Origin of the sequence: Nocardioides litoris (assembly GCF_006346315.1) — a bacterium.
GTDB classification, from domain to species: domain Bacteria; phylum Actinomycetota; class Actinomycetes; order Propionibacteriales; family Nocardioidaceae; genus Nocardioides; species Nocardioides litoris.
The window spans coordinates 1,156,600-1,171,007 of sequence record NZ_VDMR01000001.1 but is presented as its reverse complement, the minus strand read 5'-3'; the positions used below and the strand labels follow the sequence as shown (position 1 = coordinate 1,171,007).

11 protein-coding genes are annotated in these 14,408 nt (G+C 71.6%); 3 read left to right on the top strand and 8 right to left on the bottom strand.

Annotation, left to right across the window (positions count from 1 at the left end; translation table 11 throughout):
- The first annotated feature begins 28 nt into the window (after positions 1–28).
- Positions 29–760 (top strand): TIGR03089 family protein, encoded by a 732-nt coding sequence (locus FJQ57_RS05620; RefSeq protein ID WP_139978185.1) that lies wholly within the window; start codon positions 29–31, stop codon positions 758–760.
- A 25-nt stretch (positions 761–785) separates the two neighbouring features.
- Here FJQ57_RS05620 and FJQ57_RS05615 read toward each other — a convergent pair whose 3' ends face one another.
- The 5 genes from FJQ57_RS05615 to glf all read right to left on the bottom strand — a co-directional run bounded on the left by FJQ57_RS05615 (position 786) and on the right by glf (position 8,398).
- Positions 786–2,891: an FG-GAP-like repeat-containing protein gene (locus FJQ57_RS05615; protein ID WP_139978184.1), complete on the bottom strand. Its 2,106-nt coding sequence runs from the start codon at positions 2,889–2,891 to the stop codon at positions 786–788.
- Positions 2,892–3,474: 583 nt separating this feature from the next.
- A complete protein-coding gene (locus FJQ57_RS05610; protein ID WP_139978183.1) occupies positions 3,475–4,254 on the bottom strand; it encodes an ABC transporter ATP-binding protein in 780 nt (259 codons plus the stop codon).
- A gap of 1 nt (position 4,255) precedes the next feature.
- Positions 4,256–5,152 (bottom strand): ABC transporter permease, encoded by an 897-nt coding sequence (locus FJQ57_RS05605; RefSeq protein ID WP_139978182.1) that lies wholly within the window; start codon positions 5,150–5,152, stop codon positions 4,256–4,258.
- Positions 5,145–7,181: a glycosyltransferase gene (locus FJQ57_RS05600; RefSeq protein WP_246081605.1), complete on the bottom strand. Its 2,037-nt coding sequence runs from the start codon at positions 7,179–7,181 to the stop codon at positions 5,145–5,147. The genes FJQ57_RS05605 and FJQ57_RS05600 overlap by 8 nt, the downstream gene beginning before the upstream one ends.
- Entirely contained in the window at positions 7,178–8,398 is a 1,221-nt protein-coding gene (glf, locus tag FJQ57_RS05595; RefSeq protein WP_139978181.1) for a UDP-galactopyranose mutase, read from the bottom strand. Before glf ends, FJQ57_RS05600 begins: the two co-directional genes overlap by 4 nt.
- Positions 8,399–9,088: 690 nt before the next feature.
- Here glf and FJQ57_RS05590 point away from each other — a divergent pair.
- A complete protein-coding gene (locus FJQ57_RS05590) occupies positions 9,089–10,180 on the top strand; it encodes a phosphatase PAP2 family protein (RefSeq protein ID WP_139978180.1) in 1,092 nt (363 codons plus the stop codon).
- Here the strand turns inward: FJQ57_RS05590 and FJQ57_RS05585 are convergent.
- Together FJQ57_RS05585 and FJQ57_RS05580 are read right to left on the bottom strand one after the other, a co-directional pair.
- Positions 10,170–11,123 carry a glycosyltransferase family 2 protein gene (locus tag FJQ57_RS05585; protein WP_139978179.1) on the bottom strand — a complete coding sequence of 318 codons (954 nt, stop codon included), beginning with the start codon at positions 11,121–11,123 and terminating at the stop codon, positions 10,170–10,172. The two genes, FJQ57_RS05590 and FJQ57_RS05585, sit on opposite strands and share 11 nt — an antisense overlap.
- On the bottom strand, positions 11,120–12,028 hold the full coding sequence (locus tag FJQ57_RS05580) for a glycosyltransferase (protein WP_139978178.1): 909 nt from the start codon (positions 12,026–12,028) through the stop codon (positions 11,120–11,122). The genes FJQ57_RS05585 and FJQ57_RS05580 overlap by 4 nt, the downstream gene beginning before the upstream one ends.
- Positions 12,029–12,050: 22 nt before the next feature.
- On the opposite strand from FJQ57_RS05580, the gene FJQ57_RS05575 reads away from it, so the two are divergent.
- Positions 12,051–12,845 carry an inositol monophosphatase family protein gene (locus FJQ57_RS05575; protein ID WP_139978177.1) on the top strand — a complete coding sequence of 265 codons (795 nt, stop codon included), beginning with the start codon at positions 12,051–12,053 and terminating at the stop codon, positions 12,843–12,845.
- A 16-nt stretch (positions 12,846–12,861) separates the two neighbouring features.
- On the opposite strand, the gene FJQ57_RS05570 is transcribed toward FJQ57_RS05575, so the two are convergent.
- Complete coding sequence (locus FJQ57_RS05570; protein ID WP_139978176.1) at positions 12,862–14,358, bottom strand: LCP family protein; 1,497 nt, start codon at positions 14,356–14,358, stop codon at positions 12,862–12,864.
- Positions 14,359–14,408 lie beyond the last annotated feature (50 nt).

Sequence of the window (14,408 nt, the reverse complement as noted above, 5' to 3'; positions counted from 1 at the left end):
GCCGGCACGACTGCGCGAGACTGACGGGGTGACGACCTTCGCCGCCGTGCTGTCCGACCTGCTCCGCACCGACGCCGGCCGCCCGCTGGTGACCTTCTACGACGAGGCCACCGGCGAGCGGACCGAGCTGTCGGTGACGACGTACGCCAACTGGGTCGCGAAGACGGCGAGCCTGCTGGTCGAGGAGCTCGACCTCGAGCGCGGGTCGACCCTGCGCGTCGACCTGCCGGTCCACTGGCTCGGCCCGGTGGCGCTCGGCGCCGCGTGGTCGGCCGGCCTGGTGCTCACCGGTCGCGACGACCCCGACGCGGTGCTGTGCGGCCCCGACGCGCTCCCCCGCTGGGCCGCGGCCGCCGGAGCGGGCGGCAGGCCCGTGGTGCTGGCCAGCGCCCTGCACCCGCTCGGCCGGCCGTACGCCGACGGGGTGCCGCCCGGCGTCCACGACCTCGGCGCCGAGGTCTGGTCGCAGCCGGACGCGTTCACGCCGTGGGACCCGCCCGGGCCCGACGACGTGGCCCACGACCTCGACGGCGCGGCGGTGACCCAGGCGCAGGTGTGGCGGACGGCCGCCGCCGGGAGTCTCCTCACCGACGGCGGCCGTCTCCTGTCGGAGACCGACCCGGCTTCCCCACCGGGAGTGGCCTCCTTCACCGAGCCGCTGCATCGCCGCGGCTCACTGGTCCTGGTCACCCGGGCCGCCCGGGAGCGGCTCGAGGCGATCGCCGCCTCGGAGCGCACCACCGCACGCTTCCCTGCCTGAGTGACCGGACACCCTTCGACGGGGCTCAGCCCATCATGTCGAAGACCTCCCAGCCCTTGCCCAGGCTGACGGGGGCCGCGAAGGCCGTCGCGGTCGCGGGCACGAGGAACGCCTCGCCCGTGCCCTTCTTGCGCAGCACCAGGTCGGGGTGACCGGTGAGGTCCATGTCGCTCAGCCCGACCACGCGGTCGTAGCCGCGCAGGTCGAGGGACAGCGACCGCGCCCCGGTCATGCCGCCCGGCCCGTTGCCGGGGTAGAGGACGAGCTTGCGACCCTGGCGGACCAGGCTGTCGGGCGCGCCGTCGCCGTCCCAGAGGCCGACGGCGATCTGGTTGCCCCCGGTGACCCGCCCATAGGCCGGGTAGTAGGTCGCGATCGGCGCGGGCCCGCGCCCGGGGTAGATCCGCATGCCGGCTCCGGTCGGTTGCCCCATGAGGTCGGGCCACCCGTCACCGGTGACGTCACCGACGGCCGAGAGGAGCTTGACGGGGCCGAAGCCGCGACCGATCTCCACCGCGGGCCCGAACTTGCCGTTGCCGAGCCCGGGCCGCATGTACAGCACGCCCGTGGTGGAGCGGCGCGTGATCATGTCGGGCTTGCCGTCCCGGTTCCAGTCACCGGCGTTGAGCAGCAGGTTCTGCTGGCTCATGTCGATGCCGGTGTTGATCGGCGTGCCGCGGGAGTAGCCCGTCGCGGTCTTCTGCAGCGGCACGACGTAGGCGCGCTTGTCGCTCTTGCGCCGCACGAGCACGTCGGGCTGGGGCGTGCCGGCGAGGTTGCGCTCCAGCTGCCGGCCCGCGAAGCCGACCTGGGCCTGCGCGGCGAGGCGGCGGATGTCGGGGATCCGGGCGTAGAGGTAGCGGCCCGGGCAGGCGGTCGACCCGGCGTCGCGGTGGCCGTTGATGGCCTGGAAGTACTTCGTGGTGACGTACTGGCGGGTCGAGGCGGCGCTGACGCCGTGCAGCGACAGCTTCCAGGCGAACAGCGCGCCGTAGGCCTGGACGAGCGCCGCGGAGGGCTTGGCGGTGTCGAAGTTGCCGATGGCCGACATGGCGAACGAGTCGTCGTTGTAGCCCAGGGTGTGGGCGCCGACGACGGGACGGTCGATGCCGCCCGCGCGGCCCTCCCAGATGCGGCCGAACTTGTCGACGAGGAAGTTGTAGCCGACGTCGGACCAGCCGCGGGACTTGGTGTGGTAGGCGTAGATGCCGCGCAGGATCGCGGGGACGTCGGCCGGCTGGTAGTTGTTGGCGTTGACCGTGTGGTGGACGAACCCGGCGTGCACCTCGTGGTAGCGCAGCGAGCTCTTGTCGCGCAGGCGCTCGTCGGCCCCCCACTGCGCGCGGCTGTAGATGACCGGCCGCGGCGTGTACGACGCGGCCGCGAGCCGGACGTCGCCCGCGGAGGTCGACTGGGTCGCGCCGGGCACGTCGGCCGGCGCGTCGGGCACGTCGGTAGCGACCGCGGGCTGGGCCTGGGCTCCGGTGGGCTTCGCGGTGTCGAGGGCCGGCTTCTCGAGCTTGGTGGCCAACGGTACCCCGGGGTCGATCACCGCGAGGCGCAGGTCGGGCGGCGCCGAGGCCGGCGTGACGACCTTGACCTGGACCTCGCCGACGCGCCCGACGAGCAGCTCGTCGGTGCCCGGGCGCGCCCGGCGGCCCTCGGCGCTGGCGGGGTCGGGACCGTGCTCGTCGTGGTAGGCCATCGTGGTCCAGCGCGACCAGGCACCACCGGAGGACCGGGTGCGGGCCTTGACCTTGATCTGGTCGTCGGGGACGACGTCCCCGTGCTGCCAGGTGAGGCCCACCGCGCCGTACCCGGTGACCTCCTGGGGCGCGCTCAGCAGCCGCTGCCCGCCGGTCCGGATGACCTTGGCGCGGGCCGCGGAGGCCATGGCGCGCGGCGAGACGCGCGCCCCGGCCGGCGGCGTCAGCGACACCTCGCGGACGACCGGGTCGACGACCGAGGCCGGCACGACCGAGGCCACGGTCTGGGCCTGGGCGTACGCCGACAGCGCGGCCGGCACCGCGGGCGCGGCGCTCCCGGCCCCGGACGACGCGTCCGGCTCGGGCGCCGGCCCGAAGTCGATGGAGACGATCTGGGCCGCCGGGGTCAGGACCGCCAGGATCACGCCCAGCACCAACAGGTGCTGGCACGTGCTGACCAGCCGCTGGGCGGCTCGAGAGCGGCCGGCGGGGGTCTCCTGGGAACCCTCGACGCCTGCGGGAACGGCGTCGTGGTCGGCCCGGGACGGGGTGGGAGAACGGTGCGGGAAGAACATGGGGAAGTCAGCTCCAGTGCGCGGGGAAGAGTCACACGGGTAGCAACTTTCACACCAGTCACACGGAGGTGGAAGAGGATCTGAGTAACTACAGACCTGTAATTTCCACTCGACACGCCGACAATTCTGAGATTTGTCAATTGCCCGATCGGACGGACCCCAGAGCTCTGCGGCGCCCCGTCAGCTGCGGCACGTGGCCTCGAGACAGGCCGCAGGCGGCCTTCCTCGACCACCGTGTGGTGCGCGAAGCGCACCCGCCCGGGCGGGTGGCGGCGGGGGTACATCTTGCGGCCGGCGCCGATCAGGGGCGCGTGAGGACGCGACCGGTCGGCGCCCCGACCACGGCGTGGCTGCACCACAACCGAGCCGGCCGGGCGCGACGCGCCCCAGATCGGCGACGGTCGCAATCCCCGCCGTCACCCGCCCGGGCCGATCAGATGTCAGCCCCGAGCTCTTCCTCGGCGTCGCGGTCCTCGACGTTCTCGGGCTCGTCGTCGTAGTTGAGGAACTTGATGCCGGCGTCGACGTCCCCGTCGAAGACGAGCTTGCCGTCGCGCAGCACGAGCACCCGGTTGCACATGCGCCGCACGGACCCGGCGGCGTGGGAGACGTAGAAGAGGGTGCGGCCGCTGTCGCGGACCTCCTCCATGCGCTGGAGGCACTTCTTCTTGAAGGGCTTGTCCCCCACCGCGAGCACCTCGTCGGCGAGGAAGATGTCGGAGTCGACGTGGATGGCGATGGCGAAGCCGAGGCGGGCGTTCTGGCCCGAGGAGTAGTGGCCGACCTGGGTGTCGAGCTTGTCCTCCAGGCCGGCGAAGTCGACGATCGAGTCGAACTTGCGCATCGTCTCCTTCTCGCTCATCCCGAGGATGGCGGCGTTGAGGATGAGGTTCTCGCGGCCGCTGAGCTGCTTGTGGAAGCCGGCGCCGGTGGCGATGAGCCCGGCGATGCGGCCGCGGGTGAGGATCGTGCCCTGGTCGGGCCGCATGACGCCGTTGATCATCTTCAGCAGCGTGCTCTTGCCGGAGCCGTTGAGGCCCATCAGGCCGATGGACTCGCCCTGCTGGACGCTGAAGGAGACGTCGTCGATCGCGTTGAAGGTCTCGATGGTCTTGTGGCCGCGCAGCTTGGCGACGGTGACCTGCTTGATGGTGCGCTGGTAGCGCTTGGTGAACGACTTCGTGGCGTGCTCGACGCGGATGGACTCGGCCACCTCAGAGCCTCTCGGGGATCTTGTTCTCCAGACGGCTGAAGACCAGCTGGCCGATGGCGAGCACGACGAGGCTGACGCCGACCATGCCGATGCCCCACAGCAGGAGGTTGTCGGGCATGACGGTGGGCCTGTCGGTGGAGCCGGTCCAGAAGGCGCGCTGGAAGAGCAGCACGGCGTCGGCGATGGGGTTCCACAGGTAGTAGTGCTCGAACCGGCCGAAGCGGGTGGCGACCATCTCGTAGCTGTAGATCATCGGGACGCCGAAGCGGATGACGTTGTTGATGATGGCGATCGAGCTGCCGACGTCGCGGAAGAACACGTTGGCAGCGCTGAAGAGCAGGGCGAGGCCCGTGCCGAGGATCATGATCATCAAGATCGCGACGACCAGGCAGGCCATGCCGTACAGGTCGGGGGTCCAGCCGGAGATGGTGGTCGCGACGAGCAGGATCACCAGCTGCGGGCCCACGTGGTAGAGCGAGACGAGCATCGTGGCGACCGGGAACATCTCCCGGGGCATGGCCATCTTCACCACCAGCGCCCGGTTGGACACGATGGAGCGGGTGCCGGCGCCGAAGGTCTCGGCGAAGAAGTGCACGATGACGATCGCCGAGAAGATGTGGATGGCGAAGTTCGGGATGCCTTCGTGGAGACGGAAGATCGTCCCCATGATGAAGTAGTAGATGAAGAACTGGCTGAGCGGGTTGATGTAGGACCACATCAGGCCGAGCAGCGAGCCCTGGTAGCGCGAGATGACCTCGCGGCGCACCAGCAGCTTGAGCAGGTAGCGGCGGCGCAGCACGCCCGCGAGCCCGTTGTCGGCCGACGGCGGCCGCAGCGGCGGCAGGTCCTTCTCGTCGACCTCCGTCGAGACCGGTCGCGGCTCCACGAGGTCAGTCATCGCCCGCGGTCCCCCCGGTCCACGGGGCGAAGGTGCGGTCCCACGTCTCCGGCGAGGTGATGTCACCGAGGGCCGCGCGGTACTCGGCGGCCAGCCGCGGCCACTCGCGGCGCAGCCGCTCGTGGACCTCGACGGTGGCCTTGACCAGCTCGCGGAACTTGGCGGGGTCGCGCTGGTAGAGGGCGGCGGAGGTGCCGTCGTTCATCGACACGACGGCCGAGTCGTAGCGGCCCAGGCGGTACCACTTGGCGTCCATCGCGCGGATCTCCGCCTCGGGGTGCTCGCGCGAGAGCGGCCGCGGCGGCTTGAGCTGGCGCAGCGGCTGCAGCGCGGCGTTGACGAGCAGCTGCTTGCGGGTGGGCACCTCGGTGCCGTCGCGGCCCTTGCGCGGCGGCTTGGTGCGGCGGACGGCGGGGAAGGCGTCCGGGTCGGCCTCGAGCCGGGCGTCGCTGAACTGCTTGCGGTGGGCGTTGACCTCGGCCAGCTTGGTCGGCAGCACCTCGTGCAGGTGCTGGGGACCGGAGAGCACGTCGAGCAGCGCCTGGTGGCGGATCTCCACGGTGGAGTACTGCATGGCCACCAGGTGGGCGACCTGGTGGTTGCGGCTCTCGCGGACCATCCGGCCGCCGTTGTCGTACTGCGAGTGCAGCAGGGCGGCCACGAACCGGTTGCGGACGTGGAAGTAGGCCTGCCAGTCCAGCGCGTCGTTCTTGTCGGTCCACGGCACGTGCCACACCGCCGCGCCGGGGAACGTCACGGTCGGGTAGCCGGCCGCCTTGGCCCGCAGGCCGTACTCGGAGTCGTCCCACTTGAGGAACAGCGGGAGCGACAGGCCGATCTCCTCGAGCACGACCCGCGGGATCGTGCACATGAACCAGCCGTTGAAGTCGACGTCGACGCGCTGGTGCAGCCACCGGGTCGAGCGCAGGTTGCGGGCGGAGAAGTCCCAGTCGTTGAACACGCCGGGGGCCGACTGCCACCAGAAGCGCCACGGCTGCACGATCTCGCCGAAGCTGTGCATGCGGGTGCGGGCGTAGAGGTTGAACATGTGGCCACCCACGATCGTGGGCCGGCGGCACAGGTCGCCGAAGGTGACGGCACGGATGAACCCCTCGGGCTCGCACACCACGTCGTCGTCGAGCATGACGGCGTACGTCGCGGTGCCCTTGCGCACCGACTCCAGCTGTCCGCGGGCGTAGCCGCCGGAGCCGCCGAGGTTGCCCTGCTCGATGATCCGCAGCTTGTCGCCGAGCACCTTCTCGGCGTACGGGTAGCTCTCGGAGTCGACGACCTTCTGGGTGCCCTGCTCCATGACGAAGACGGTGTCGAGGTACGGCGCGAGGGTCGGCCGCTCACCGATCTGGGCGAGCAGCTTGGCGCAGAAGTCGGGGCGGTTCATCGTGGTGATGCAGATGTCGAGGGTGCCGTGCTCGGCCCGGTCGGCCGGGACGTCGGCGTACCACTCGGCGCTCTCGACGAGCACGTCGCCGTCGCTGGCGACCACGTCGTACCAGTACCAGCCGCCGTCGATGAACGGCTTGAGCGACAGGTCGAAGGTGAACGTCTCGGACCCGCCGCCGACGGTCTCGACCGACTCGACGCGCTGGTTGTTGCCGCGGGCCATGGACTTGTAGACGATCACCGAGGCACCGGCACCGCTGACGGTGACCTCGAGGCGCACCTGGTCGACGATGGTCCAGCGCCGCCAGTAGCTGGCCGGGAAGGCGTTGAAGTAGGTGCCGAACGAGAGCCGGTCACCGGAGGCCACGCGGAACGAGGTGCGCGACTCGATCTGGTCGGGGTGGATCGACACCCCGGTCTTGGTGCCCTGGCGCATCGTGGCCGCGTTGAGCTCACGGGCGTTGCGGTTGGAGCCGACCTCGTACTTGTCGGCGTCGAGGACGGCCGGCTCGGGGTCGACGTACAGCGGGAGGACGTCGACGTCGCGGTCGGTCGGCATGACCTGCCGCTGCAGGAGCCGGCGCACGGTCGGGGCCTCGCTGACGGTCGCGCTCGCGGTCTGGCTCACTCGTCCACTCCTCCACTGGTCAGCGGCGCGCCCTCGGCGAAGTGGGGCCGCAGCTTGTTGTCGTACATCGACAGCGCCGACCCGATGGCCATGTGCATGTCGAGGTACTTGTAGGTCCCCAGTCTGCCCCCGAAGAGCACCATGGGCTCCCGCTTGGCGAGCTCGCGGTAGCGCAGCAGCTTCTCGCGGTCCTCGGCGGTGTTGATCGGGTAGTAGGGCTCGTCGCCCTCCTCGGCGAAGCGGGAGTACTCGTGCACCACGATGGTCTTGCCCGGCAGGTAGGTGCGCTCGGGGTGCAGGTGCTTGAACTCCAGCACGCGGGTGAACGGGACGTCGGGGTCGTTGGCGTTGACGACGCCGGTGCCCTGGTAGTCGTCGACGTCGAGGGTCTCGGCCTCCAGGTCGACCGTGCGCCACGACAGCCGGCCCTCGCTGTTGCCGAAGTACTCGTCGACGGGGCCGGTGTAGACGATCGGGACCTTGCCCTTGTACTGCTCGGCGACGTCGAAGAAGTCGGTGTCGACGCGGACCTCGATGCCGGGGTGGTCGGCCATCCGGGTCAGCCAGGCCGTGTAGCCGTCGGTCGGCAGGCCCTCGTGGGTGTCGTTGAACCACCCGTCGGCGAAGGTGTAGCGGACCGGGAGCCGCGTGATGATGTCGGGGCTCAGCTCGGTGGGGTCGGTCTGCCACTGCTTGCCGGTGTAGCCCTTGATGAACGCCTCGTACAGCGGCCGCCCGATCAGGCTGATCGCCTTCTCCTCGAGGTTGCTCGCCGTGGCGGTGTCGAACTCCGCCGCCTGCTCCGCGATGAGCGCCCGCGCCTCGTCGGGCGTGTGGGAGCGGCCGAAGAACTGGTTGATGAGGCCGAGGTTCATCGGCAGCGAGTAGACCTGCCCCTGGTACTTGCCGAAGACCCGGTGGCGGTAGCTGGTGAAGGTCGTGAACCGGTTGACGTACTCCCAGACCCGTTCGTTGGAGGTGTGGAAGAGGTGCGTGCCGTACTGGTGGACCTCGATCCCGGTCTCGGGGTCGAACTCGGAGTAGGCGTTGCCGCCGAGGTGGGAGCGACGCTCGAGCACCAGCACCTTCAGGCCGAGCTCGGTGGCGCAGCGCTCCGCGATCGTCAGCCCGAAGAACCCCGACCCGACGACGACGAGGTCCGGCTGGTCGGTCGACTCGGTCGGCGTGGTCGTGGGCTGGGGAGTGGCGTCTGACACGGTGAAGGAGTCTACGGACGGGGCTGCCAGGCGAGCATTCCGCAACGCCCGGAGGTTGGTCACAGTGCTGTTGGTCGGCCGGGCGGGCTGGCGACAGGGGTGGGCAGATCGGAGGAGTGGCTGGTGTGGGCGGCCGCGCGCGTAGTCGATCGGGTCTCCGCGTCCAGGACGCTCGCTGCGCTCGCGCCGGCTCCGCCGGCCGCCTGCGGCGGTCCTTGACCCGGAGCCTCGCCCGATCGACTGACGGCGCGCTCAACGGCACGGGCTCCGCCCGCGCCGCCGCTGGCGCGGCCGCCCCCGACTCCTGACGCCGATCTCCCACTCCTGACGGGCAGTTGCCGACCAGGAGTGGGAGGTATCCACCAGGAGTGGTGCCGGAGGGTCAGGCGTGACCTGTGGGGCGGGTGGCCGCGCCAGCGGCGGCGCGCCGGGCACGGGACCCGAGGCGTCGCCGACAGCGCGCAGACCGGCAGGCCGCGCGAGGCTCGGGGTCAAGGACGCGCGAAGCGCGCCGCGCAGCGGCGGAGCGGAGCGACGTCCGTGACGCCGAGACGCGGCCTGCCACGCGCGCGGCCACCCGACCCACCCACCGTCTCCGACCACGGAGGACCGTGGGGACACGACGCAGATCACCCGTTGAGTACGCGTGCGGATACCGACAGCCCGGGCGGGTCGCCGTATCTTGGTCGGATGGAGCAGCCCCAGCCACCCCGTACGCTGCGCGGAGTCCTCGAGCTCAACTTCGCCTGGGCGTGGGTCGCCGGTGGGGTCATGGCGCTCGCGACGGCACTCATCGCGGCCATCGCCGAGCTGCCGGTCCTCGACCCCGACGCGGTGGTCGCGGGCGTGCCGGCGTACGTCCGGATGCCTGCCATCGTGCTGGGAGCGATCGCGCTCGACATCATCGGGGTCACCCTGTGGCGGGCCTGGCGCGACCGCGAGGAGCGCCGCGGCCTGCAGTGGCGCGAGGTCACCCGCGACCGGTGGCAGCGCACGCACCTGCTGTTCGCGCTGTCGGGCGTGGGCGCGTGGTACCTGACCTACGCGACGTTCCGCAACCTCAAGAGCTACGTCCCGTTCGTCAACCACCACAACTGGGACGCCGAGATGCGCAAGGTCGACGAGTGGCTGTGGTTCGGCCACGACCCGGCCCAGGTGATGCACGACCTTCTCGGCACCGGGTGGGCGGCGCACTTCTTCAGCGGCGTGTACGTCGTGTGGATCGTGCTCGTGCCCGCCTCGATCGCGATCGCGCTGGTCTTCGTGCGCAACCGCCCGGCGAGCTCCTGGTACGTCACCGCGGTGGCGTTCGACTGGATGCTCGGGGCGGCGGTCTACTTCGCCCTCCCCTCGCTCGGCCCGGTCTTCACCGAGGCCCAGCGTGGCCAGTTCGCCGACCTGCCCCAGACCTACAACACCCACCTCGTCGAGGTGCTGTGGACCGACCGGGTGGCGGTCGTGAGCGACGTCTTCGGCGCCGGCACCCTGCAGACGATCGCGGCGTTCCCCTCGCTGCACTGCGGCATCATGGTCACCATCTGCCTGGTCGCCGAGTACGTCGGCCTCCCCCGCTGGCTGCGCACGCTCGCCTGGGCGTTCCTCGTCCTGACGATGCTCTCGACGCTCTACCTCGGCTGGCACTACTTCGTCGACGTGCTCGGCGGTGCCGCGATCGGCTCGTTCGCCGTCTGGGCGGCCGCGATGGCCACCGGCAACCGGGTCGGCCTGCGGCCGCGGCTGATGCGCTCCGAGCCGGCCGACAGCGAGACCGTCAGCGCCTGACCTGCGCCAGGGCCGCCGGCCCCGCCTCGGGCGGGAGCCGGCGCAGCGCGGGCGCATCGCGCACCGCGCGCACCACGTTGCGGGCCTCGGCCGGGCCGCCGCGCAGCGGGCTGAGCAGCACGACCACGAGCGCGACGAGCCACGGCTTGAGCCGCACCAGCACGTTCTCCCCGTGGCGCAGGTGCACCACGAAGAGGTTGCGGTACATGTAGTAGCCCTTCCAGCCCGCGAGGTCGTGCTGCTGGTCGAAGGCCAGCTGGCGCACCAGCCGGGCGTCGCGGACGGCCCAGATGCGGTAGCCGGCGGCGCGGGCACGCAGGGCGTAGTCGCAGTCGTCGTAGAAGATGAAGAACCGCGGGTCGGGCAGGCCGACGCGGGTCACGACGTCGCGGCGCACGAGGAACCCCTCGAAGGCGACGTTCTCGACCTCGACCAGCCGCGGCATGGCGTTGCGGGTGCCGTGGTCGGTCTCGACCATCGCGGTCTTGGGCTTGATGGCCAGCGGGTTGGCGAGGTCGAAGCGGGTGGCTGCCTTCTCGACCAGGGCGCCGTCGAGGTCCTCGCGCACCGAGGTCAGGCAGTCCTCGTCGACCGCCATCAGCACCTCCAGGCAGTCGGGGGCCGGCACCACGTCGTCGTCGATCAGCCAGATCCGGTCGAGCCCCCGGGCGTACGCGGTCTGCAGGCCGGTGTGGAAGCCGCCCGCTCCCCCGGTGTTGTCGGGGAGCAGGACCCGCTCCAGCGGCAGCCCGGCGGGGGCGGCGTCGAGCACCGCCGAGGTGTGGTCGGTGCTGGCGTTGTCGACCACGACGACCAGGTCGGGGACCCGGGTCTGGGCGGCGAGCCCGTCGAGCACCCGGGCCAGCAGGTCGGCCCGGTTGTAGGTGACGACGACGACCGCGACCGACTCCCTGCCCTCGCCGCCCTCCTGCGGCCCGCTCACCGGACGTACCGCCGGTGGCCGGTGAAGTCGCCGCGGAGCCCGGCCCACGCCGCCCGTGCGCTCATGGCGACCCGGCCCGGCCGGCGGCGGGTCAGGGTGAAGAACCACAGCGTCTTGACCCAGAACATCAGCACGTGCGGCCAGCCGCGGTAGGTGCGCAGGTTGACGGTGTTGTTGCGGGCCATGCAGTAGTGCTTGAGGTCGCTCGGCGTGTCGTTGTACGTCGTCCGCCCGCCCATCATCGGCGTGCCGAGGTCGTCGGTGGCCGGGTGGGCGACCCGGGCGCCGACGACGGTCGCGATCCGGGCACCCGCCCGCTCGGCCCGCCAGAGGTACTCGACGTCGTCGCCCCAGATGAAGAACTCCGCGCGTGGCACCCCGATGCGCTCGACCAGCGCCCGGGTGACCAGGACGCCGTTGAAGGGGATCACGACCCCGCGGACGAGACCGCCACGGGCCGCCGCCTCCACGTCGGCGAGGTCGTGCACGACGGTGGTGCCGCCGGGCAGGCGGATGGGGAAGCACAGCCGCGTCGGGTCCTGCTCGGCCACGACGGCCGGACCCCAGAAGTCGAGCTCGTCGGCGCGGGCCAGCAACCGGTCGAGGCAGTCGGGGTCGGGCAGGCCGTCGTCGTCCATCATCCAGACCAGGTCGGCGTCACCCTCCATGGCCCAGGTCAGCCCCGCGGCGAAGCCGCCGGCGCCGCCGATGTTGTCCGGCAGGGTGCGGGCCCGCACGCGGTCGTGACCGTCCTGCTCGGCCAACCAGGCCGACGTGCCGTCGGTCGAGGCGTTGTCGACGACCAGCACCTCGGCCAGGGAGGACGTCTCGCGCAGCCGGGCGACCTGGCGCTGCAGCAGCGGCAGTCGGTTGTAGGTCACCACCACCGCCACGACCCGCTGCACGCGCTGACCCTACTGTTGAGGGGTGGAGACCGACGACATCAGCACCCTGCTGCGCGACGTCGCGGCCGAGGTCATCACGCCTCGCTTCCGCTCGCTCGACTCGGGCGACGTGGCCGAGAAGAACCCCGGCGACCTCGTCACCGTCGCCGACCGGGAGGCCGAGGAGCTGGTCACCGCGGTCCTGCGCCGTGCCCACCCCGATGCGGTCGTGCTCGGCGAGGAGGCCACGGCCACCGACCGCGCCCTGCTCGGCCGGTACGCCGCCGCCGAGCACGCCTTCACCGTCGACCCAGTCGACGGCACCAAGAACTTCGTGCACGGCTCCCCCGACCACGCGGTCATGGTCGCCGAGCTCGTGACCGGCGAGGTCGTGCGCAGCTGGATCTGGCAGCCCCAGCACGACGCGATGTACGTCGCCGAGCGCGGCGCGGGCGCCTTCCGCGAGCACGGCGGCCGCCGGGACCGCCTGGTCACGCAGCCGCCGGCCGGGCCGCCTGCGGGCTGGGACGTGCGGACCTCGCGGAGGTCCTCGGTCGGCCGCCCGGTGGGAGAGGTCGGCGCCCTGTCGCTGTCGTGGGTGGCCTGCGGGGTCGACTACCCGCGGTTGGTCGAAGGCGCCTGCGACGCCCTGCTCTACAAGTCCACCAAGCCCTGGGACCACGCCCCCGGCCAGCTGCTGCTCACCGAGGCGGGCGGCGTGCTGCGCCACCTCGACGGCCGTGGGTACGACCCGCGCGGCACCCACGACCACTGGCTGGTCGCCGCGGCCGACGCGGCGACGTACGACGTGCTGGTGACGGGCTGGGACCTGCGCTGAGCCCGGCCCCCGCGCCCTAGCAGGCGGCGCCGAGGTCCTCGGACTGGTTGGCGGCGTACCCGTCCTTGAGCGAGCCGATCGACCCACCGGTGACGCCGGTGTCCTCGCTCGGGGCGGCCGGCTTCCTCGTCGCGCCGCCACCGGCGCCGGCGGCCCTGGCCGGCGCGGGGGCGTCGCCCTCGCTGCGGTCGACGGCCTCGGCGACCTTGCGATGGATGAGCTTGATGTCGGGGTCGGAGGTGTCGACCAGCGGCGGCACGAGCGAGAGCGTCGCGACCTTGGTCGTCCGCGCCTTGAGAGCGAGGTCGGCGAAGCGGCTGAGCTCGGAGGCCGGGAGGTTGGTCCGGACCATGTCGGAGGCGGCCTTGGCGATGCCCTCGAAGTTGCGCACGGCGACCGAGGGGCTGACCTGCTGGAGCATCGCGTTCATCACGCACTTCTGGCGGGCCATGCGGGAGTAGTCGTCGGAGCCGTAGCGGGCGCGGGCGTACCAGAGGGTCTCGAACCCGTCGAGCTTGCGGGTGCCCGCCTCGACGGTGCCGGTGACCTCGTCGCCGGGCAGCCCGATCGGGATGTCCTGGCGGACGTTGAGGGTGACGCCGCCGACGGCGTCGACGAGGTTCTTGAAGCCCTGCAGGTTGACCATGACCCAGTAGTTGATGCGCAGGCCGGTGATGCCCTCGATGCCCATGATGGTGGCGTCGACACCGGGGTCCGCCGACCCCGGGAACAGCTCGGTGTTGTCCTGCGCCCAGGTCGAGACGCCGTTGAGCATGCAGCCGTCGCAGTCGAAGCCGTCGGGGAACTGCTCGTCCATCACCGTGCCCCGGCGGAACGGGAAGCCGGTCATGTTGCGCGGCAGGCCGATGAGCACGGTCTCGCCGGTCTCGGCGTCGACCGAGGCGACCGTCATCGAGTCGGTGCGGGTGCCCCACCGCCCAGCGCCCGAGTCACCGCCGACGAGGAGCACGTTGTAGCGGCCGTGGTGGGCGCCGGTGGCCTCGGCGCCGGTGAAGGTGGCGATGATGAAGTCACGCTGCACCGAGACGATGTGGGCGCTGAAGAGCAGGACGCCGGCCACGCCGAGGGCCATGACGCCGTTGACGCCGACCGAGACGCGGCGGTGGGTCATCGAGTAGGTCAGCGGCTGGCCGATGCGCCAGGCGTCGAAGAACAGGAAGGCCCAGCCGACCGCGCCCGCGATCAGGGCCAGGTTGATCCACAGCAGCAGCGCGGTGTTGGTCGCCAGCTGCAGGGCCAGGGCCGGGTGGACGAGCACCGCGATCCCGGTCGCCAGCGCGACACCGAGCACCCCGAGCCAGGTGCGGAAGGCGATCACCCCGATGCGCCGGTTGCCGGCGACGAGCTGGGCCGTGCCGGGCGCGAGGAGCGTCATGACCATCAGCGACAACGCCCGGCGGAACCGCACCTGGGCGGCGCGCTGCGCGAGGGGCGTGGCGGCGTGGGCGCGGAACGTCGCGACCGACGGCGCGCTCGACGTGAGGGGTTGCATCAGGGAAGGACCTCTGCTCGTGACCGGGGAAGGAAGCAGACGCGCCAGTA